Here is a 19,967-nt window from a genome sequence, read left to right as displayed (position 1 = left end):
TTGAGCTCATGTTCTTGTTTTTCCTATAAACCCTTTTTGAGAATGCATATCACTTAACAAAGAGCCTACTATACCACCTTCTGAAACTTTTTCAGATAGGCTCACTGTTTCAGGAGGTTGACTAAGTTTTCCAAACTTTCCAAAACATCCATTGCCAATAGCACCGTCAACCGAACCTCCACCAAACAAACAATTTTCCCCTATTTTTTCTTTACAATCTTTTAATTTTTGCAACATCTCTTGATTTCTTACTTCTACCCTTATTAGGTCTTTATTTTCCGTGTCAGAATATAATCTCACATCTAATTTTCCCAAACTGGTGTGAAAAGTTAATACTATATCACTACCATCCGCAAGGTCAGTGTAATTCCTTGTTCCTCCTGTGTTCTCAACTCTTACTATACTCTCTCCAATTTGCAATATGCAAACTCTTAACTCTGGATCTTTTATTTTTGGGTTGTTTATGATTTTTGCAGGTTCAATGATACTATCCTTAGAATATTCTAAGTAAGAAGTAAAGTTATCCATTCTTGCATCACATAATTTACCACTGGTTGCATCTTCTGCAATTTTCAAAAGTTTCTGAGCACGATTGACACACTCTGCATGAGCCTCTATCACACGAGCTTGAAACCTTTGAAACTCTGATTCTATTGTATCAATGACTTTCAAACTGTCCCGGTTCTTTAACTTTGCTCCTCTTGATATTAATGTACATACTATATCGCTAGCAACTTCAGGACTTTTTTCTAGCTGGTCAATTCTTTCTATTACGTAATCTGTAAAATAATTGTCTTCATTTTCAGCAAAATTTAATCTTACTCCAGACCTGATAGCCTCATTTACGACTTTTTGTAATTCAGTCATGTTTCCAGCTTCTGATACTTCTCTCAAACACTCATTTAGTTTGGTCAGTTGATATGGTGAACAAGCGTCCAATGAATATTGATGTAGAGGCTTAGTCTCTTGTTCGGTTGCCCTTGCTTGTGATTCGGTTGCTCCTGCTGCTAAAAGTAAATCTATCACTTCAGTACACATATCATCTCTAAGCACTTTTAAACCTTTTTCATCCTTAATATTCAAAAGCATCTTTAAAATTTCGGTATTTTTATATTTATCCAAAAACTTTTCCAGCTCTTCAACACCTTCAACGTTAAGTTCGCACCAACCATCCCAAAATCTAGAACATGTACCTTCAATCATTTCGTGTAGTTCTTCATTCAACTTCTTTTGCTCTTCAGTGAAGAAGCACTCTATAATACCGTAATTGTTATTATCAATTGCAATTTGCATAGGAGTTTTTCCATCATTGTCCTGTATAGCATAATCAGCTCCTTTGCTTATGAGTAAATCTATAGCTTTCTTACTAACTTCACCATAATAAGCAGCATAATGATGTAAAGATGTTTTTCTTTCATTATCCCGTACGTTAGGATCAGCTTCCGCTTTTAAGAGACAACAAACAGCTTCATAATGATCACAATTATAAAGGGCTGTATCATGTAAAGGTGTTTTGCCTTTATTATCCTGTATACTTGGATCAGCTCCCGCTTCTAAGAGAGCATGCATACCTTCTTTGTGTTCTATCAATACATGCAATAGTGTTGTCTTCAACTTCCCTCTTTTAAGGTCGAGAACAGCTTTTAGGTCTTTATTGTTTTTATTATTTTCTAAAAATTCCTTAAGGTTTACAAAAGACTCATAGTTCCCCAAAGTGAAATCTCTTATAATACTATTGAGTAATTTTTCGTTTAATTTTTTTTGATTCTCCTCTCGCTCTAAATTAGGTGCATCAATAAGCCATTCATCTACTAGGCTCTCCAGATATTTTTTATCATCTACTAAGCTTACTTCAATCCAAAATAAACTTTGCTTAATGAATTCATAGTGATTACCTTGACCATTTACTGGTAATTCAGTTGTTTCTGACCACTCTGGCCCAGTACTTGGTTGCCATTCCGGTTCTTGCTCATTAGTTTGCTCACTGGTAGGTTCTACAAAATCTATAGCCTTACCCATACTCCCTCCTAACCTAAACATATAATATATTATGTATAACATATAACACAAATCAAGCTAATTTCAACATAATATTTTTACTATTTTGCAATGTTGGAGTTTATGACCCTACCCGGAAAAAGTAGAGAGAAAGTTAAGACGTCCCTATTATGGAAATGAAAAAACTCGGGAAGGCAATAGTTGATCAAAAATAGAGCTTCAATACTTTCTTGTTATTAAGCTAAGCAAATTTTTAAGAAAGACTTTGGTATTGATGCTTGCAAACTTTTCATAACCTCCCATTGAGCATTATTGGTTTAAGCACAATATTCGAAAAATAGCTCACATGTTTACACAATGCCGCTTACTTCGTCCTTAAAGAATGTTTCTACCTTTATGGGGTATTCAAAGCTCTTTTAGCATTACTGTCTACACAAAGTTTCAAGCGTGGTGGAGCCACCACAACACTTCTGTTTTCATTTAGGAAGCTGATTTACCTGGTTGCTTACTACTTGTGATTTCTACTTTACGGACTAAACTGCTTGGTTGAACAGCTTCAGCACCGCTAGTGGTTGCTTCTTGCGAATTTTCCACAATCTCTTTCTCAAGTTTTATAAATTGAGTTCCCTGTGCTCCTATTTCTTTTACTAAGTATTGGTCTTCTTTTTTTTGTTTTATTAGTTCGCATCCGGCTTCACCCTTCCCTGCAAGATATTTTAGCTCTAATACCTTACATCATAAAGATACAAGTTCGTACATAAATTTAGTGAAAATAGGCTAATATTGGGGGGTTTTATGGTATAACAAAATTACTTTAAAGAAAAGTTCGAACGGGTCACGCGGCGACTGGCCGATTCCAAGAAAACTATAGCTATAAATATTAAAAAATTTACCAAATAAAAAAAAGGCAAAAGAAGCCCCGTGGTGCGAGTTTTGACCCTATAATACTTTAAACTGGCGCTGTAATAATGTGCTGACGCTTAGTATAAGCGCGATTTGGCTGAATGTAGAAAAAATTTAAAAGACATGCAGCCGCCATAATTTTATGTAATCCGCCAAAAAACACCTTAAGTTTTTTACTGAATTTTGTCATTGAGCCTGCAGGTCAAAAACAAGTTTTGAGTCAGAAATACCCTTAATGCCATAATAAGGGAGCTGGTGAAGTTTGTCAAGAAATTTCTTCCAACGCGCTGCCAAAAGTTTTTATGCAAGAAGTCTATTGCAATATTCGTACAGCTATGCGTAAAGCCATAGGATTACAGAAGCGGGCTTTGTTAGCTATAGTTTTCGAATTTTGGAAATTCACTTTGAGTACATTGCTCATATTCTTCATCCTCTAGGTCTTCAAAAATCTCCGGATGATGTTTATTGAAACGAATAATTATTGAAATGAGCTCTTGGTTTGTTTTTTTTAGTAGCAATCTTTCAAAGAGAGCTTGTTCATCAACATGTTTAGAGCGCACAGATAACCGATACTCCTTTCTGTCAAGTTCAATTAAAGCAAAACCTGTTGCAGCTATATGCTTACATGGACCGAAATACACAAATGCAGGACAGGAACACTTTCCACTAAGGAATGGACCATCGTGTTTTAGTGTTATCCGATATACATTTGATCCAACCACCTTTGATTTAGCTTGAGATTCATTAACAGATACGATCTGTACCTTTCCTTTGTTGAAATAACCTCTTCCGCTAGAGAGGTAAGATTCTTTAATAAGATTTCTGATATCTTTATAGTACAATCTCATTTTTGCCTCCTTATTTCATATATAAAGCCCTCGATTTTCTAATATACTTCTTCTTCTATAAAAATTTATTAACCTACCACAACTTTAATGTGACGTTTCTTTCCTGCAGATAATTTTATAAATGACTGACCTTTAAAACTCTCAAAATTTATTACATGATCAACATTGTTTACAATATTATCGTTGATCTTGCACCCATTGCCCTGTATTAAACGCTTTGCAGCGCCTTTTGAAGGTTCAAAACCGGTATCGTGTAGCAGATCTACTAACGATACGCCATTGGTAACTTGTTCTTTTTTTATAATGTAATCAGGAAGTAGCGAGCTATCTTTATTTTCAAAAGCAGAGACTGCAGCAGATCGTGCAAGTTCTGCTTCTTTATCACCATGACATATTTTTGTCACCTCTGTTGCCAAAATCTTTTTTGCTTCATTTGTTTCCTGATCTTTTAAGGACTCTAATTTTTTGATCTCATCAATTGGCAAATCAGTAAATAATCTCAAGAAACGTCCGACATCTTGGTCATCAACGTTGCGAAAATATTGCCAGTAGTCGTAAGGCTTTAGCATATTGCTATCAAGCCATACTGCTCCACTTTCAGTTTTGCCCATCTTTTTTCCTTGTGCATTTAATAGAAGAGGCGTAGTAAGGCCAAACAACTCAGGCAAATTTAACTTTTTGCCAAGTTCAATTCCGTTTACTATATTTCCCCACTGGTCTGACCCTCCGATCTGAAGACGACAGCCATACTTTTTATTCAATTCAACAAAATCGTAAGCCTGTAATAGCATGTAGTTAAACTCCAGAAAGCTTAGATTTTGCTCTCTATCGAGCCTAGTTTTTACACTATCGAAACTTAGCATACGATTTACAGAAAAATGCGCCCCTATATCACGCAAAAAATCTATATATTTCATACTGTCTAGCCAATCTGCGTTATTTACTATAACTGCATCAGTCTTTCCATCATCAAAAGATACCATTTTCTCTAATGTTCTCTTTATGCCAGATATGTTTTTATTGATATCTTCTATAGGCAAGACGCTTCTTGCTTTATCTTTACCGGATGGGTCACCAACTTTCGTTGTTCCACCTCCAAGTAAAACTATCGGCTTATAACCAAATTTTTGCAGGTGACGGAACATCATAATATGCATTAGGTGACCAATATGAAGACTTGGTGCTGTGCAATCAAATCCGATGTATGCGATTATATGATTATTTTGTGATAGTAGCTGATCTAACCCTTCAATGTTTGTACATTGGTATAGATATCCTCTTTCTTGGATAAAATTTAAAAACTCAGATGTATGTTTCATGGTTTACCTGCGTCAATTAAGTGATTTTTATCTATAAATCTTACAAATGGAAAAAAGTTAATTCCATAACTCTTCTATTTTATAATACTCTCTTACTTCTGGCCTGAATATGTGAACCATTATGCCTTGAAAGTTCAAAATTACCCAATTACCTTCATCCATACCTTCTACATCTATTTTATCATGTTGCCTTAGACTTTTCATTACGTGCTCAGCTAATGCTTTCACATGGCGGCTCGAGTCACCAGATGCAATAATCATATATTTTGCAATAACGGTTTTACTCTGTACATCAAAGGTGATTATATTATGACCTTTATTTTGATCTATTATACTTACAATTGTGCTTTTTATTGATTCTGTATCACTGGATACATTAGTCATTATCTTGGGTTATATAATTTATTTATAATTGTACACTCAAAATTTCTAAATATGAACTATTTTCGATATTATTAAAACCAGGTAATTTATACTTTTGGTGTAACAGTATATACAATACATATCCTTTTGTGTATAATTAAAGATAGTTTTTTTAATAGTGTTCATTATGGGCAAGACTCTCATCTACTTGATCGGCTTTCCAGGTAGTGGTAAGCTTACTACTGCAAAAGAACTGTGTAAGGTCATTGATGCAGTGATAGTAAGCAATAATCTATTCAATAATATTATATTTGATATTGTTAAATTACAAGATACTGAAGTTCCAGATGACCTATGGGAAAAAGTTTTTGCAGTTAGGGAAAATGTATTAGCAATACTAGAGGAACATCATATAAAATCAAAGCATTACGTATTTACAAATGAATTGATAGATGGTGACCCCTATGACCAAAAATTACACAAATCAGTGGTAAATTTAAGTAAAAAAATGGGTGTAGAGATTCTTCCTGTAGTATTGCATTGTAATAATGAAGAACTAGCAAAGCGTGTTCAATCAGAAGAAAGGCACCAGGAAAATAAAATTACTGACTCAGATTTTGCTATGAAGAAAATCAAAGGGAAAAGGCTATTTGTCCCTAAAGGTTCGCTTGAAATTAATAACTCAAACTTAAGTGCGGAGGAAGTTGCAAGAAAAATTGTTGAAAAAATAGGAGGCGAAAAATTAGTTGGGGCTTCTGTAGCAAATAATTTAGCAACAGAGGATGCTTGTGATTAAGCAGAAAAGTGAATATCGTTCTTGTGTTGGCATAATGCTGTTTAACAAACAAGGGCATGTCTTCATTGGAAAGCGCTTTGATAGCGACTCTTACTGGCAGATGCCACAAGGAGGGGTTGACGATGGTGAAGAACTGGAGCAGGCAGCGTTACGTGAGTTGCTAGAGGAAGTTGGTACTAGTAAAGCGAAGGTTATAGCTAAGAATAAGGATTGGGTATACTACAACTTGCCTGAGGAAGTTATACCAACATGCTGGAATGGAAGATATTCTGGCCAAAAGCAAAGGTGGTTCTTAATGAAATTTTATGGAGAGGATAAAGACATTGATATCAACTATACTGATCATCCAGAGTTCAAAGAGTGGCGTTGGCAAAGTGTAGATGGTTTGGTAGCCAGTGCTATACCATTTAAAAAAGAAGTTTATAAAATAGTGATAGAAGAGTTTTCTTCTCAAATAAAAGCCTCAACAATAAGCTCATGATAGTAGATTCTCATTGCCACTTGATTTATTTTTCTGATGATGAAATATCAAAAGTAATTTCAAGGGCAGAGCAAAATGGTGCAAAGATTTTGCATAACGTATGCATAAGCATTGATAATGTTCCTGAATTGCTAAAAATTTCTTCATCCTATGATCAAGTCTACTCCTCTGTTGGTGTACATCCGCTTGATGCTGCCATAGAAAACGGTGAGTGTATACATGTTGATGAATTAGTTGAATTTACCAAAAATCAAAAGGTAATTAGTATCGGTGAAACCGGATTAGATTTTTATAAATCTGATAACAAAAATAATCAGAAAAAAAGTTTTGCATCACATATAGAAACATCAAGAGTAACTGGGTTACCTTTAGTTATTCACACTAGAAATGCTGATAATGAAATGATTGATATGTTAAAGTCAGAAATGAAAACCGGTATTTTTAATGGAGTAATGCACTGCTTTGCTTCTTCTAAAGAGCTTGCTTATCAATCTATAGATTTAGGATTATACATTTCATTTTCTGGAATTATTACTTTTAAAAATGCTAGCTTACTCAGAAGAATTGCACAAAATGTACCACGCGAGCGTGTTTTAGTTGAAACTGATGCACCATATCTATCACCTGAGCCTTATAGGGGAAAAAAGAACGAACCAGCAATGGTAAAATATGTTGTGGATTGTTTGGCAGAGTTATGGAATGAGTCACCCGACAAAGTGGCAGAGATAACCACGAGCAACTTTTTTAGGCTGTTTACGAAACTTAAGCCTAAAGAAATCCTATAAAACCGTTAATTTACTTATAAGCTTAAAGATTTCACTAGCTCTTTTACTGCATTCACAGATTTATTGAACATTTCTTGTTCACTATCATCCATTTTAACTTCTAGGACCTTTTCAATTCCATTTTTGCCAATAATGGCAGGAACACCAATGAACAAGTCTTTCACGCCATATTCACCATTAAGGTAAGCAGCACATGATAATATACGTCTTTTATCTTTTAAATATGACTCTAACATACATATAGCTGAAGACGCAGGAGCATAGTATGCAGACCCAGACTTAAGCAGATCAACTATTTCTTTTCCGCTATTGCGAGTGCGTTCAACTATTTCATCAACTTTTTTCTGTGTAATGAGACCCATATCAACAATTTGAGTAAGTGGAATTCCAGCAATGGAAGCACAGTTGATTAGTGGTACCATAGTGTCACCATGCCCTCCAAGTACAAAAGCAGATATATCTTCAACTGAGATATTTAATTCACTTGCAAGAAAATAACGAAAACGAGCAGAATCAAGCACTCCTGCCATTCCAACAATCATATTAGCTGGAGAGTTTGAAAATTTGTGCACCACTGAAACCATTGCATCCAAAGGGTTGGTAACCACTATTACAAACGCATTTGGAGAATATTTCTTAATACTTTCACCAACCTCTTTCATTACTTTAGCATTAGTTTGGAAGAGATCGTCCCTACTCATTCCCGGTTTTCTAGCAATGCCAGCAGTTATTATGATTGCATCGGAGTTTTTTATATCTTCGTACCTATTTGTGCCGGTAATGCTAACATTAAACCCATCAATAGGGGATGACTCTGCAATGTCAAGTGCTTTACCTTGTGGTATTCCATCACTAATATCAAGCAAGACAACATCGCCAAGCTCCTTTAGTGCAATCATATGGGCAAGAGTTCCACCGATATTTCCTGCACCGATCAAAGATATTTTTTTTCTTTGTACTGTCATTTTCTACTCCTCTGTATTTACTTTTGTAGCTTTACCTTCCCAAGGGGATAGGCTGTCAAACATACGAAAATCTTGCGGTAAATCTATAGGACTATATACAACCTTTTTTGCCCCTATATCATATCTAACTTCCTCATAACCAGTGAGAGGAAAGTCCTTTAACATTGGATGGCCTTTGAATCCGTAATCTGTTAGAATCCTACGCAGATCAGGGTGATCAGAAAACTCTATTCCATACATATCAAACACTTCACGCTCAAACCACGAAGCTGTGCTAAATATCTTCGCTACACTTGGAGGCATGTCGCCCTCATATAGCTGAAGCTTTATGTGCACCCTGGTATTATGTACAATGCTGAGCAAATTGTATATTAGCTCAAAACGCTTCTCTCTATCTGGATAGTCAACCCCAAAAATATCAACTAATAATTCAAGTCTGCATTTTTCATCATCGCGTAGAAAGAGTAAGTGATTTGCAATATCATCTAAAGCTGAATATATTATAATAGTACCATCATCTCTCTGAATACATTCACATTTAGTCTTTTTTTGTATGTGCTTTGCAGTTTTATCCATGCTGTATATTCTGAGTTCGTTTTATTTTATTTTGTAGGCATAGCATTCCGTATAACAACGCCTCAGCAGTTGGAGGGCATCCAGGAACATACACATCAACTGGTACAATTCTATCACAACCACGAACTACTGAATAAGAATAATGATAATAACCGCCACCATTTGCACAACTTCCCATGGATACAACGTACTTTGGATCCGCCATTTGATCATAGACTTTACGCAACGCTGCTGCCATTTTATTAGTTAGTGTGCCAGCAACAATCATCACATCTGATTGACGTGGGCTTGCACGAAACATTATACCGTATCTATCAAGATCATAACGACTGGAAGCAGTATGCATCATCTCAACTGCGCAACATGCAAGACCAAATGTCATTGGCCACAATGAGCCAGATCTTGCCCAATTCATTATATAATCTATTAAATCACCAAATTTAGTGACAAGAAACCCTTCTTTTTTATAATGACCCCAATCATCATTAGATAAAATTTGATCTGTCATAAACTTACTCCCATTCTAATGCACCTTTACACCACTCATAAATAAAACCTATAGTGAGTATTACAAGAAATATCATCATAGACCAAAATCCACTATAGCTTATCTTAGATAAAGAAACGGCCCAAGGAAAAAGAAATGCTATTTCTAAGTCAAATATTATAAATAATATTGAAACTAAGTAAAATTTAATGTCAAAATTTTTTCTTGCTCTTGATAAAGGATTGAATCCGCACTCATATGTAGAAAGCTTTTCACTGTCTGGCTTACTTACTGCAAGAAACATAGGTAATACACCTAAAGCAAGAGATACTATAATTGATACACAGATAAAAATTACTATGGTTAAATATTCACTCATTTAACAAAATATATAGAAAGCAATACTATGAATTTACATGCTTTCCTAATTTTTTACCACCTAAAATATGCATATGAAAGTGCGGTACAACTTGTTCTCCGTTTTCACCGTAGTTAGTGACCAATCTATATCCTGTTTTTTCTAAATTATATTTATATGTTATTTCCCTGACAGTTTTAAAAAAACTTACTATCTCCTCTGCAGAAGCTTTGAGAATAAAATCATCATATGAAATATATTGATTTTTGGGTACAACTAAGATGTGAACTGGTGCGTCAGGGTACTTATCATAAAACGCCAACACAACTTCATCCTCATATACTTTCTCACAAGGCAACTCTCCCCTTAATATTTGAGCAAAGATGTTACTGTCATCATAACTTTTATTGCTCATACCTTTAATAAGAACGGCCTCCTTTTCCTTGTCTCTTGCCTGAAACATTTGACAACTTCGCTGTTTCACTAGAAACATTTTCCAGCCCGCTACCAAACTCTCTTATTTTCTCTTGTACATTCTGCTTCATTTGCGGAGGGGCTTTCACTTCCATATTTCCAGCAACAACTCCTGGCTGAAAATACATACTAGATGGATCAGTCATAGTTTGCGATCGGGCAAAACGGTCTTCTTTCTCTGTGAATATTACAGTATCAGCCTCTGGCAATTGTTTAACTGAAATGTCCTTTAAAAATTCTCGTATACTAGTCATTACATTCCTCTTGATATTAACTCTTCTTTTTTAGAACCTTTTTGTGATTCAACTTTACCCTGCCAACTTGATAACTCTTCACCACTAGATCCTTGAGATTCCCCAACTTCTGATGATTTGTTCTGGTTATCATCTTCCGGATACAATTTTTCTGCAATACCATATAGCAATCCTTGGTCCATGTGACGTTCCAACTCTCCACCAGTAATTTTTGCCAGTTTCTTAAGATCATCGTCAACTTTTTGCTTAATCGCTTCAATAACAAGCTCTTTTATCTTCTCTGGGCTCTTTCCTTCATTTTTAGAGTCAGCTTCAACGTTATTGGTAATACTCTTAACATCAACTTCAATTATAATTTTTCCTTTTTCTCTATTTACAGCTATCTTTGAATACTTACTGTTTTTATTCAGCTCTTTTATTTGATTCAATTGTTCATCAGTCAAATGAAATACATCTCCTGCAAGAGTCCTTGACGCTAAAAACGCTACCTCTCCTTTTCCTTGTTTTGTTATTTGTACGCCAAGATACTCACTAGCCTGTGTGGTTTTTATGGGTGGATCATATTCTTTATGTGGCTTTTCAATAACAGAATGCCAGCCATTTTTTATGTCGTGCTCTATCTCATTCCAGGACTTAAACCAGTTCTTTGGCCATATAGGATATATTATACCCCAACCTAGAGCTTTTGCACCTCTACCTAGAAATCCTCCTACTCCAGAAACTGCGTTGCCAACTTTAGCTAGTATAGAAGTAGATTTTTCATTTGAGTCATTTTTTCCTGTCAGCATACATACCTCCAAGGTACTTTCTACAATTAGATGCTATGACGCATTTTAATTATAAACGAAAACATTTAAACTTCTATATCCATTATAAGATGAAATTATATAGATTTCAACTATTATTTATAAATTATCTAAAAATATATGGTGTTTTGCTACTTTTGTTGTTCAATTTACCTTAAAGTCAAATTATGTTTAAATGGAACGCAAATAATATTATAGATGCCACTGGCGGAAGAAAAGCAGGTGGCTGTAATTGGATACACAACTCAAATATTTCAACAGACACAAGAAGCATAAAAAAAGGTGATTTATTTCTTGCTCTCAAGGGAGAGAACTTTGATGGACATGATTTTCTACATGAAGCGTTTTTAAAAGGGGCAGTAGCTGCGGTAGTAAGCGAGGATAAATATAAAAATCTTCCTCTAGTTGTTGTGCAAGATACTCTAAAAGCTTTGCACGATATGGCATCGTATTACATTAAAAATGTTCTTGTTAATACTAAAGTTATTGCGATCACGGGTAGTGTCGGAAAAACTACTATGAAGGATATGCTGCACATTGTTTTATCGCAATATGGGGTATCTCATGTAAACAAAGGTAACTTGAATAATAATATAGGATTGCCTTTGATGATTCTAAAAGCTCCAGAAAACTGCCAGTACTTAATTCTTGAGATGGGTATGAATGAAGCTGGTGAAATAAAAGAATTATCGAGAATCAGCAATCCAAATATTGCGGTTATTACCAACATCGAACCTGCGCATACTGAAAATTTTTCATCGCTATTTGATGTTGCACAAGCAAAATTAGAGGTTCTGCATGGTATGAAAAATAACGGTACTTTGGTCTTGAACAGAGATAGTAAATATTATAATTATCTCTCATCACACGCCGGTAGAAATGTAGTAAGCTTTGGTAAAGATAAAAATGCTGAAGTTTGTTTACTAGACTTAATAAGAGATGACAAAGGATTAAGTTTAAAAGTTAGACTGAATAATAATCAAATTATAAACTGTAATTTACGTATACAGGGTGAACATTTTGCATACTCTGCGCTAGCTATTGCAGCAGTTGTGCAAAGTCTCGGGCTTAATTTATCAAAATTACCACTTGCACTTGAGAATTTTAGTGTAACAAAAGGTAGAGGTAGTATTCATAAAGCTAAATACAATGGAAAGCACATACATTTGATTGATGACTCCTATAATGCCAGCCCTGCTTCGATGAAAGCTGCAATAAAAACTTTGGGTACATATTCTAATCGAAGGAAAGTAGCATTACTTGGTGATATGCTAGAACTTGGTAATGAAAGCGTAGCATTTCATACAGAATTGCTTGGTTCTATCATAGAATATAATGTGGATAAAATTTATACAGTTGGTAGATTTATGTTGGGATTGCACAGGCTTTTGCCGGGCAATATAAAAGGCACACACTTTAATGATTCTAATCAATTGAAAAGTAATTTGGCTAATATTGTCCAGAATAATGATATAGTTCTAGTTAAAGGCTCACGTGGAATGAGAATGGATCTTGTAGTACAAGAATTCATAATAGAATATTAAGTAAAACTATTGTATTAATTTAAGGTTAAGTTATTGGAAGTTTTAATCGTGACAAAACGTGTAGTTATTTTTGGTGGAACAGGATTTATAGGGAAGCACATCGTAAGACGCTTGGCAACAGCAGGGTATTTAATAAGAATATTTGCTCGTAATCAGGAAAAAGCCGCTTGCCTGAAACTATGTGGAAATTTAGGGCAAATATCAATATTTAAAGGCGATTTTTTTGATGAAAAATCAGTTCTGAAAAGTATGGAAGAATGTGATGTAGCCATAAACTTAGTGGGAATATTATATGAAGCGAAAAAACGTGATTTTCACACTCTCCATGTTGGAATAGCTGAAAGAATAGCAAAAGCTGCAAAAGTAAAAAATGTACCCATAATGATACATTTTTCTGCTATGGGAATAGAAAATAGTAAACTGTCAAAATATGCTCAAAGTAAATTGGAAGGTGAAAAGGCTGTAACTTCAGCATTTCCAGAAGCAATAATAATTAAGCCCAGTCTTGTATTTGGTAAAGAAGATAATTTCTTTAATAAATTTGCAAGGTTAGCAACAATTCTTCCTTTTTTGCCGCTAATTGGTGGTGGAACAACTAAATTTCAGCCGATATGTGTAACCGATCTAGCTGAAGTGGTATATCGTATTATCAGTCTTAATAAGCAAGATAAGAAAATTTATAATATAGGTGGACCGAAGGTTTACTCTTTCAAAAGCTTATTAAAGTTTATTCTGAATGTGACTAATAGAAAATGCTTATTGGTCAATGTATCTTTCCCAATGGCAAAGTTAATAGCTTTCTTCTTGGAGAGTAGAATTATTTCTATGTTGTTAAAACCCATAACCGGGGATACAAGTCCCATGCTTACTCGAGATCAGGTGAGAATTATGATGAATAATTCAATCGAAAAGTCAACTGACCTTGAAACAATAAAAATCCGGCCATTATCAATTGAAAATGTGGTACCAGAGTACTTGAAGGTTTATAGAGAACATTGATGCAAAGAGTGTGCCCGGTAGGATTCGAACCTACGACCCACAGCTTAGAAGGCTGTTGCTCTATCCAGCTGAGCTACGGGCACACAACATATATAAAATGCTTCTTAACACGCATAAAGTCAAGATATTTCATGTGAATGCGATGTTTTTGGTAAGTTCTTGCAAGACCTAAACACGTGATGCTGACCTTTTTCCGGGTCTTGTTGTCAAGTACTGGGATGACAGAGTTTTAAAAATAAGTTATTTTTTAGTAAAAAGGCAGCTTATGGGTATTAAAATTGCACCTTCTATACTTTCAGCAGACTTTGCAAAATTAGGAGAAGAAGTAAAAAAAATTAGCGACTTGGGTGTAGATCATATACACATAGACGTTATGGATGGAAATTTTGTTCCAAATATCACAATTGGTTCTGGTGTTGTTTCTGCAATACGTAAATATAGCAATCTTCCCTTTGATGTGCACTTAATGGTCAAATCCCCTGGTAACCATATTGAAAGCTTTATAAATGCTGGTGCTGATATTATCACTATACATGCGGAAGCAGAAATACACCTTGATAGGCTGGTAAGAAGGATAAAGTCATACAAAAACGTAAATGATACAAAAAAAACAATTCAAGTTGGAGTTTCAATTGTTCCTTCAACTTCCCCAAACGTGCTTGAATATATAATAGATGAGTTGGATATTGTACTGATTATGACAGTCAACCCTGGATTTGGGGGACAGGAGTTTATTAGTTCACAACTGGACAAGATATCTGTTGTGAAGAAAATGATACAAGAGCGTGGTCTTAAAACACAAATTTCAGTAGATGGTGGAGTGAGTTCCCTAAACGTAGCTAATATAATAAAAGCAGGTGCAGATATTTTAGTTGCGGGGTCGGCGATATTCAAGGCTGAAGACATGAAAAAAACTGTAAACGACCTTAAAAATCTGTTGTGGTAATTCTATAGTTAACACAAACCATTTCTGTCACCCTGTCAGTTTAAAAAAATTTTTGGATTCCAGCGCATGACGCACAATTGTACGAACATAGGCCTCCAAGAAGCAAGTGGCATCTAAGCCAAAACGGGGCTAAAAATCACTTGACAAACTTCGCCAGCCATCTTATCATAGTACTGAAGCTATTTATTTATCTTCGCAATCTGTGCAGGTTAATGACAAAAAACTTAGGGTATTTGGCCTCTCATGTTTAATTTTTCGCACTACGTGCACCGCATGTCTTTATAAAACTTCTGGGTTTTTACCTATATAAGCTGGAACGCGCTTATAAAGCGTTCAAGACATCAAAAAACGTCAAATTGACAAGGGAGAATTTGAATGCTAGCTGCCGCGGGTTTTCTTTGTCTTTTTTCCTGCTTAGTAAATTTCTTAAACACTTGCGATGTAGGTTAGCTGCAAATTAAAAGTGGCTAAATCGCTCTTAATCAAGCGTTTTAGAATAAAAAGAACGCCGATATTTTAGTACATGGTAAATAGCTAACCACCACGGGGCTTCTTTTGCCTTTTTTTTATTTGGTAAATTTCTTAATGTTTGTAGCTAAACGACAACCGTCATTCCGCTACGCGTTAGCGCCGCGGCGGTATGACGTAGGGGTTCCAGCGCGTGACGCTGGAACCTAGATGCAGCCACTTGGTTAAAATAAGTCTTCTGGATCCCAGTGCCTGGGCACTGCCGTCATAAAGGAACCAGTACTTGGATGACACCATTTGTTGTGCAAATTACCTTCAAAAATATACGCTTCAACCACATTCACTTAAATTATGGGCAAAATCAACTTTTTAGAATTCATCGAGCTATGCTTCCAAACGGTAGTGCCGGGGTAATAATTATCGGTACATAAAAGTCATAGCAGATAGGCTAGAAGCAGCGAGTACTGGTGAAGTGAGGCGAATAATATTCAATATGCCTCCGCGTTCAATGAAGTCCCTATGTGTAAGTGTTGCGTGGCCTGCGTGGATACTGGGCAACTGCAAGAATAATAGTTGCAATCGGCTGCTCAGTGAAAAACACTCGCTCGATACCAGGTGTGTAATGCAGTCTAGTTGGTATAGAGGGCTATTTCCAGAATGACCTTACCCAGAAAAAGTAGAGAGGAAGTTAAGCCATTTTTATTATGAAAATGATGAATCAAATTTCTCAGGAATGCAATAATTAATAGTAGAATGTCTACGCTGTTTGTTATAAAAAATTTCTATGTACTCAAATATAGCAGTTCTAGTTTGCTGAGCAGAGTGTTGCGAAGTATCAATAAGAAGCTCCCGTTTGAGTGAGCTGAAAAAGCTTTCAACAACAGAGTTGTCATAACAACAGCCTGTGTGACTCATGCTGGAAATGATGTTTTTTGTGTTCAGCAAAAACTGATAATTTTTAGAGGTATATTGTGAACCTTGATCACTATGAAATAGCAGATCTTTGGCTGGTTTGCGCTTATCAACAGCCATCAATAAAGCATCTATAACTAATCGCTTAGTTATTGTACTACTCATTGACCAGCCAACTACCATACGTGAATATAGATCAATTATTGCTGCCAAATATAGCCATCCATCCTTAGTTTTTATGTATGTAATATCAGTTACCCATACTTTATTTGGCTGACTAGTAGTAAAGTTTTGGTCCAATATATTGGGAGTTATAACCCTATTGTCAGTCTGCTGTTTTTTGCTTTTGAATCTTCGCCTCAGTCTAGCTTGAATACCATTTTTTTGCATGATATCCTGCACTGTTTTGATGTTGCAATTTTTACCTAAAGCCTTTAGTTCAGCATGAATCTTAGGTGCCCCATATCTACAATTAGATGCTTGGTATATTTTTTGAATGTCTGCTAGAAGCTGCTCCCTTGTTAATTCTTTGCTGCTTTTCTTCTTACTAGTCCATTTGTAGTAGCCGCTAGCAGATACTTTCAAAATCCTGCATAACTCCTGTACTTTATAGTAGTTTCCATGCTTTTTGATAAATAAATATTTTACTCTTTGTGACTTGCAAAATATCCCAGGGCTTTTTTTTAAATGTCTCTTTCTCTAGTAACTCTTGTTAGTTCTTTCTTTAATTCAAACTTTTCTTTATCACATGGTGCCAACTTTCCCTTACCAGGAAATGCTTCTTCTATTGATCCTTTTTCGTTATATTTTTTTATCCAGTCACTTAGTGTACTGTTATCTATTCCTAAATCTTTAGCTATTTTGCTTGCTGACTGCCCCGTTTCCTTTACCAACTTTATTGCCTCTAATTTAAATTCCACTGTGTAATTTTTTCTGTTCTTTACCATAATAAGCCCTCATAATCATGTTTTATTTTACTTCAAAAATGGCTTAACTTCCTCTCTACTTTTTCTGGGTAAGGTCAGTGTTAGAGTTTTGGCACAAACTGCACGCATCGGATTATAAAGTTGGTGCTTTGCCGGAAGACAAATATTATTTTGAAAAAGGTAAATTCGTAATTCACGATAGTGATGCAAAGAAACTTATAGTGTTACCTGAAGATAAGATATCCATCAAAATAATAAAGGATGGTGATAGCTATAGCTTGGCTATATCTAATGATAATGGCAAAGTAATAAGCAGCATTAGTAAAATAGATAATTTGAACTATGAACTATTGTCAGATACAAATAGTTTCAGTTTAGAAGTACAAGATAGTATTACACTGCCTGATGATCCACATAGTGAATATAACCTTTATCTAATAAACGGCTTAGGGGGGCAAATGTTTGATTGTTCAGGTGATAACTACCATCACCATGATCACGACTTAATCTAACAAACACATAAAGGGTTGCTGTTTTAATGCAGCAGCCCTCATGTGTGTGAGGTTATTATATTAAACTAAATATAAGTTATTTTTTTGATATTAGCAAATACTGCCTTGCGTATTGCCAATCCGAATTCTACCTGCTGTAAAATAACACAATCTGTTATATCACTGCTAATCTCAATCCCTCTGTTTATTGGCCCTGGATGCATGACGATCGCATTTGATTTTGCGTATGACAACTTTTGTGAATCAAGCCCATACAAATGAAAATATTCTCTTTCTGAAGGAATAAAGCAACTATTATTCATGCGCTCTTTCTGCAACCTCAAAAGCATAATTACGTCAGCATCCTTTATACCTTCAATTAATGAATAATGGACCGAGTCCACCTCAGGAAAATGTCTACAGATTAAAGTTGGCGGTGCAACCAAGCATATTTTTGCTCCAAACATTTTTAGTAATCTTATGTTTGATCTTGCAACTCTACTATGCAAAATATCTCCACATATCACAATTTTAAGGTTCTTTATTTGCTTTTTATGACTACTAATTACGAAATAATCGGCAAGAGCCTGAGTTGGATGTTCACTGCTTCCATCACCTGCGTTGATTAACGAACAGCCAACATGCTGAGCTAGCATATTAACAATGCCACTATTTTTTTGCCTGATTATTATGTAGTCAGGACTCATTGCATTTAACGTTTTTATCATATCCTTCAAATTCTCTCCTTTATTAATAGAAGAAGATCTTATTGGCAGGGTTACAACGTTTGCTCCAAGGCTTTTTGCTGCTATTTCGAAAGATGCAAGCGTTCGTGTTGAATCTTCAAAGAATAAATTTATTACTGTTTTGTTTTTTAAGATATGAGCATTCGCAGCTTCTTTTTTAAGATATTGATTAGCCAACTTAGTTATATCTTCTACATCATCGACTGTGAGGTCTGAGATGTTTAACAAATTCCTTCTGTTGTTCATAGTTTCCTTTTAACGTGCAATTGTCGTCCAACTACTTGAATCTATTCTACTTTCTTATTACCTTTTTTCAATAGACCTCTTGTGCAACAATTGTTTTGGTGAAAGAACGGAAAAAGATAGTAAAGTCGCAGATGAGTTGAGAAAAAGCAAATCAAGAGCAAAGTGCTGCAAGAGGGTGGCTAAAAGTGCTGGGTGGTTACTTCCATTTACACTCGTCCGCTATCATAACAGCTTCAAGAAGATGCTTCTCAAGTTCGCTGAGAGGTAAATCACTTTGTGGATAATTCCCCCAAGATTTTAGTATATCGGAAATTTCAACACCTTCAATCACAGGATATTCTTGATTCTTTTTAGCATATAACTCTTGGGCTTGCTTGCTTACCAAAAATTCCAGCAGTGCTATAGCATTTTCTCTATTTTTTGCGTCTTGTGTTACTGCTGCGCCACTGATGCTCACCATTACACCATGATCATTGCGATTAGGAAAAAAAGCCCCTAGTTTGCCTGCAACATTCTTTCTATTTTCATGTTTTGATGAAAGGATCCTTGCAAAGTAATAGCTATTTACTATTGCGACATCCCCTTCGCCAGCAGCTACAGCGTAAATTTGGTCTGTATCACCACCGCTTGGTTTTCTTGCCATATTGCTCACAATTCCGCTTACCCATTCTTTCGTCTTTTCAAAACCATTATTCGCAATCATAAAAGCAATTAACGATCGGTTATATGGGCTTGTGGAAGAGCGCACTAATATTTTTCCCTTCCACTTTTCATTTGCTAAATCTTCATAAGTACTTAAGTCTTTAGGGTCTACTAATTCTTTATTATAAACCAATATTCTAGTTCTTTTTGTGAGACCAAACCAATAATCCTCACTATCTCTAAATTTTGCAGGTATAGCGCTTTTTAAAACCTCTGAATCCACTTGAGATAAAAGCCCTCTTTTTTTTGCTAGAATCAAATTCACTGCATCTGCAGTTAAAAATAAGTCAGCTTCACCGCCATTTTCCATGCGTGAAAGTAGCTGAGAGTAATCGTCAATTATATAACGTACTTTAATGCCTGTATCTTTTGTGAATTCATCAAATAAGGTACGTACTAACTCTTCTTTGCGTGATGAATAAACATTTACCACTTGAGAATCATCAGTCCCACTGTTTTTATATAAATAAGTAATAACTATTAATACAACTGCTATTAAGGGTGTGAATATTAAAGCTTTTTTCATATTGAATACAATAATTTCTCTCAGTTAAAGTTACCAAGGTGGAGCAGC

General features: G+C 35.3%; 22 protein-coding genes, 1 tRNA gene and 1 pseudogene. 8 read left to right on the top strand and 16 right to left on the bottom strand.

Annotation, left to right across the window (positions count from 1 at the left end):
• Window positions 1-6: 6 nt before the first annotated feature.
• From ACICP6_RS00645 to rsfS, 4 genes are all read right to left on the bottom strand, one after another.
• Window positions 7-2,019: an ankyrin repeat domain-containing protein gene (locus ACICP6_RS00645; RefSeq protein WP_395463206.1), complete on the bottom strand. Its 2,013-nt coding sequence runs from the start codon at window positions 2,017-2,019 to the stop codon at window positions 7-9.
• A 1,253-nt stretch (window positions 2,020-3,272) separates the two neighbouring features.
• Entirely contained in the window at window positions 3,273-3,749 is a 477-nt protein-coding gene (locus ACICP6_RS00640) for an SWIM zinc finger domain-containing protein (RefSeq protein ID WP_395463205.1), read from the bottom strand.
• Between the two features lie 68 nt (window positions 3,750-3,817).
• Window positions 3,818-5,068, bottom strand: coding sequence for a tyrosine--tRNA ligase (tyrS, locus tag ACICP6_RS00635; RefSeq protein WP_395463204.1), 1,251 nt, complete (start codon window positions 5,066-5,068; stop codon window positions 3,818-3,820).
• Between the two features lie 57 nt (window positions 5,069-5,125).
• On the bottom strand, window positions 5,126-5,452 hold the full coding sequence (gene rsfS, locus ACICP6_RS00630; protein ID WP_395463203.1) for a ribosome silencing factor: 327 nt from the start codon (window positions 5,450-5,452) through the stop codon (window positions 5,126-5,128).
• A gap of 187 nt (window positions 5,453-5,639) precedes the next feature.
• On the opposite strand from rsfS, the gene ACICP6_RS00625 reads away from it, so the two are divergent.
• From ACICP6_RS00625 to ACICP6_RS00615, 3 genes are read left to right on the top strand one after another with little or no spacing between them, the layout of a single operon-like run.
• Complete coding sequence (locus tag ACICP6_RS00625; RefSeq protein ID WP_395463202.1) at window positions 5,640-6,227, top strand: AAA family ATPase; 588 nt, start codon at window positions 5,640-5,642, stop codon at window positions 6,225-6,227.
• A gap of 34 nt (window positions 6,228-6,261) precedes the next feature.
• A complete protein-coding gene (locus ACICP6_RS00620) occupies window positions 6,262-6,708 on the top strand; it encodes an RNA pyrophosphohydrolase (RefSeq protein WP_395463623.1) in 447 nt (148 codons plus the stop codon).
• On the top strand, window positions 6,705-7,493 hold the full coding sequence (locus ACICP6_RS00615) for a TatD family hydrolase (protein ID WP_395463201.1): 789 nt from the start codon (window positions 6,705-6,707) through the stop codon (window positions 7,491-7,493). The genes ACICP6_RS00620 and ACICP6_RS00615 overlap by 4 nt, the downstream gene beginning before the upstream one ends.
• 14 nt (window positions 7,494-7,507) lie before the next feature.
• Here ACICP6_RS00615 and mdh read toward each other — a convergent pair whose 3' ends face one another.
• Genes mdh through ACICP6_RS00580 form a run of 7 tightly spaced genes read right to left on the bottom strand, consistent with a single transcriptional unit; the run spans window position 7,508 to window position 11,395 of the window.
• The gene (gene mdh / locus ACICP6_RS00610) at window positions 7,508-8,458 is read right to left on the bottom strand and encodes a malate dehydrogenase (protein ID WP_395463200.1); all 951 of its coding nucleotides are present in this window, start codon (window positions 8,456-8,458) and stop codon (window positions 7,508-7,510) included.
• A gap of 3 nt (window positions 8,459-8,461) precedes the next feature.
• A complete protein-coding gene (locus tag ACICP6_RS00605; protein ID WP_395463199.1) occupies window positions 8,462-9,034 on the bottom strand; it encodes an NADH-quinone oxidoreductase subunit C in 573 nt (190 codons plus the stop codon).
• Window positions 9,027-9,542, bottom strand: a complete 516-nt coding sequence (locus ACICP6_RS00600) for a NuoB/complex I 20 kDa subunit family protein (RefSeq protein WP_395463198.1) — start codon at window positions 9,540-9,542, stop codon at window positions 9,027-9,029. The genes ACICP6_RS00605 and ACICP6_RS00600 overlap by 8 nt, the downstream gene beginning before the upstream one ends.
• Before the next feature lie 4 nt (window positions 9,543-9,546).
• Entirely contained in the window at window positions 9,547-9,900 is a 354-nt protein-coding gene (locus ACICP6_RS00595; protein ID WP_395463197.1) for an NADH-quinone oxidoreductase subunit A, read from the bottom strand.
• A gap of 25 nt (window positions 9,901-9,925) precedes the next feature.
• On the bottom strand, window positions 9,926-10,294 hold the full coding sequence (locus ACICP6_RS00590) for an HIT domain-containing protein (RefSeq protein WP_395463622.1): 369 nt from the start codon (window positions 10,292-10,294) through the stop codon (window positions 9,926-9,928).
• A gap of 4 nt (window positions 10,295-10,298) precedes the next feature.
• Window positions 10,299-10,607 (bottom strand): hypothetical protein, encoded by a 309-nt coding sequence (locus ACICP6_RS00585; RefSeq protein ID WP_395463196.1) that lies wholly within the window; start codon window positions 10,605-10,607, stop codon window positions 10,299-10,301.
• Window positions 10,607-11,395: a hypothetical protein gene (locus ACICP6_RS00580; RefSeq protein ID WP_395463195.1), complete on the bottom strand. Its 789-nt coding sequence runs from the start codon at window positions 11,393-11,395 to the stop codon at window positions 10,607-10,609. The genes ACICP6_RS00585 and ACICP6_RS00580 overlap by 1 nt, the downstream gene beginning before the upstream one ends.
• A gap of 185 nt (window positions 11,396-11,580) precedes the next feature.
• Here ACICP6_RS00580 and ACICP6_RS00575 point away from each other — a divergent pair, with 185 nt between their 5' ends.
• The gene (locus tag ACICP6_RS00575) at window positions 11,581-12,957 is read left to right on the top strand and encodes a UDP-N-acetylmuramoyl-tripeptide--D-alanyl-D-alanine ligase (protein ID WP_395463194.1); all 1,377 of its coding nucleotides are present in this window, start codon (window positions 11,581-11,583) and stop codon (window positions 12,955-12,957) included.
• A 48-nt stretch (window positions 12,958-13,005) separates the two neighbouring features.
• Window positions 13,006-13,956, top strand: a complete 951-nt coding sequence (locus tag ACICP6_RS00570; protein WP_395463621.1) for a complex I NDUFA9 subunit family protein — start codon at window positions 13,006-13,008, stop codon at window positions 13,954-13,956.
• A 9-nt stretch (window positions 13,957-13,965) separates the two neighbouring features.
• On the opposite strand, the gene ACICP6_RS00565 is transcribed toward ACICP6_RS00570, so the two are convergent.
• A tRNA-Arg gene (locus ACICP6_RS00565) sits at window positions 13,966-14,039 on the bottom strand.
• Window positions 14,040-14,221: 182 nt separating this feature from the next.
• Here ACICP6_RS00565 and rpe point away from each other — a divergent pair.
• Together rpe and ACICP6_RS00555 are read left to right on the top strand one after the other, a co-directional pair.
• On the top strand, window positions 14,222-14,902 hold the full coding sequence (gene rpe / locus ACICP6_RS00560; protein WP_395463193.1) for a ribulose-phosphate 3-epimerase: 681 nt from the start codon (window positions 14,222-14,224) through the stop codon (window positions 14,900-14,902).
• Window positions 14,903-15,721: 819 nt separating this feature from the next.
• Window positions 15,722-16,028 (top strand): annotated as a pseudogene (locus tag ACICP6_RS00555) (terminase); the annotation flags it as partial.
• Window positions 16,029-16,072: 44 nt separating this feature from the next.
• On the opposite strand, the gene ACICP6_RS00550 reads toward ACICP6_RS00555, so the two are convergent.
• Together ACICP6_RS00550 and ACICP6_RS00545 are read right to left on the bottom strand one after the other, a co-directional pair.
• Window positions 16,073-16,915 (bottom strand): IS3 family transposase, encoded by an 843-nt coding sequence (locus ACICP6_RS00550; protein WP_395463617.1) that lies wholly within the window; start codon window positions 16,913-16,915, stop codon window positions 16,073-16,075.
• A gap of 50 nt (window positions 16,916-16,965) precedes the next feature.
• A complete protein-coding gene (locus ACICP6_RS00545; RefSeq protein ID WP_395462617.1) occupies window positions 16,966-17,229 on the bottom strand; it encodes a transposase in 264 nt (87 codons plus the stop codon).
• Window positions 17,230-17,357: 128 nt separating this feature from the next.
• Between ACICP6_RS00545 and ACICP6_RS00540 the strand changes: the two genes are divergently transcribed.
• Window positions 17,358-17,720, top strand: a complete 363-nt coding sequence (locus tag ACICP6_RS00540) for a hypothetical protein (protein WP_395463192.1) — start codon at window positions 17,358-17,360, stop codon at window positions 17,718-17,720.
• Window positions 17,721-17,785: 65 nt separating this feature from the next.
• Here ACICP6_RS00540 and ACICP6_RS00535 read toward each other — a convergent pair whose 3' ends face one another.
• Both ACICP6_RS00535 and ACICP6_RS00530 read right to left on the bottom strand, forming a co-directional pair.
• A complete protein-coding gene (locus ACICP6_RS00535; protein WP_395463191.1) occupies window positions 17,786-18,691 on the bottom strand; it encodes an aspartate carbamoyltransferase catalytic subunit in 906 nt (301 codons plus the stop codon).
• Between the two features lie 196 nt (window positions 18,692-18,887).
• Window positions 18,888-19,919 carry an extracellular solute-binding protein gene (locus tag ACICP6_RS00530; protein WP_395463190.1) on the bottom strand — a complete coding sequence of 344 codons (1,032 nt, stop codon included), beginning with the start codon at window positions 19,917-19,919 and terminating at the stop codon, window positions 18,888-18,890.
• Between the last annotated feature and the right edge of the window lie 48 nt (window positions 19,920-19,967).

Origin of the sequence: Wolbachia endosymbiont of Cantharis cryptica (assembly GCF_964277405.1) — a bacterium.
In the GTDB taxonomy this organism is placed as follows: domain Bacteria; phylum Pseudomonadota; class Alphaproteobacteria; order Rickettsiales; family Anaplasmataceae; genus Wolbachia.
Note: the sequence above shows the minus strand (reverse complement) of the source record. Positions and strands in the feature narration are given on the sequence as shown.

What these genes read in the sequence shown, in the direction of transcription:
- ACICP6_RS00645 (WP_395463206.1), bottom strand. Translation starts at nt 2,019, where the DNA reads ATGGGTAAGGCTATAGATTTTGTAGAACCTACCAGTGAGCAAACTAAT.
- ACICP6_RS00640 (WP_395463205.1), bottom strand. Translation starts at nt 3,749, where the DNA reads ATGAGATTGTACTATAAAGATATCAGAAATCTTATTAAAGAATCTTAC.
- tyrS (WP_395463204.1), bottom strand. Translation starts at nt 5,068, where the DNA reads ATGAAACATACATCTGAGTTTTTAAATTTTATCCAAGAAAGAGGATAT.
- rsfS (WP_395463203.1), bottom strand. Translation starts at nt 5,452, where the DNA reads ATGACTAATGTATCCAGTGATACAGAATCAATAAAAAGCACAATTGTA.
- ACICP6_RS00620 (WP_395463623.1), top strand. Translation starts at nt 6,262, where the DNA reads ATGCTGTTTAACAAACAAGGGCATGTCTTCATTGGAAAGCGCTTTGAT.
- ACICP6_RS00615 (WP_395463201.1), top strand. Translation starts at nt 6,705, where the DNA reads ATGATAGTAGATTCTCATTGCCACTTGATTTATTTTTCTGATGATGAA.
- mdh (WP_395463200.1), bottom strand. Translation starts at nt 8,458, where the DNA reads ATGACAGTACAAAGAAAAAAAATATCTTTGATCGGTGCAGGAAATATC.
- ACICP6_RS00605 (WP_395463199.1), bottom strand. Translation starts at nt 9,034, where the DNA reads ATGGATAAAACTGCAAAGCACATACAAAAAAAGACTAAATGTGAATGT.
- ACICP6_RS00600 (WP_395463198.1), bottom strand. Translation starts at nt 9,542, where the DNA reads ATGACAGATCAAATTTTATCTAATGATGATTGGGGTCATTATAAAAAA.
- ACICP6_RS00595 (WP_395463197.1), bottom strand. Translation starts at nt 9,900, where the DNA reads ATGAGTGAATATTTAACCATAGTAATTTTTATCTGTGTATCAATTATA.
- ACICP6_RS00590 (WP_395463622.1), bottom strand. Translation starts at nt 10,294, where the DNA reads ATGAGCAATAAAAGTTATGATGACAGTAACATCTTTGCTCAAATATTA.
- ACICP6_RS00585 (WP_395463196.1), bottom strand. Translation starts at nt 10,607, where the DNA reads ATGACTAGTATACGAGAATTTTTAAAGGACATTTCAGTTAAACAATTG.
- ACICP6_RS00580 (WP_395463195.1), bottom strand. Translation starts at nt 11,395, where the DNA reads ATGCTGACAGGAAAAAATGACTCAAATGAAAAATCTACTTCTATACTA.
- ACICP6_RS00575 (WP_395463194.1), top strand. Translation starts at nt 11,581, where the DNA reads ATGTTTAAATGGAACGCAAATAATATTATAGATGCCACTGGCGGAAGA.
- rpe (WP_395463193.1), top strand. Translation starts at nt 14,222, where the DNA reads ATGGGTATTAAAATTGCACCTTCTATACTTTCAGCAGACTTTGCAAAA.
- ACICP6_RS00545 (WP_395462617.1), bottom strand. Translation starts at nt 17,229, where the DNA reads ATGGTAAAGAACAGAAAAAATTACACAGTGGAATTTAAATTAGAGGCA.
- ACICP6_RS00535 (WP_395463191.1), bottom strand. Translation starts at nt 18,691, where the DNA reads ATGAACAACAGAAGGAATTTGTTAAACATCTCAGACCTCACAGTCGAT.
- ACICP6_RS00530 (WP_395463190.1), bottom strand. Translation starts at nt 19,919, where the DNA reads ATGAAAAAAGCTTTAATATTCACACCCTTAATAGCAGTTGTATTAATA.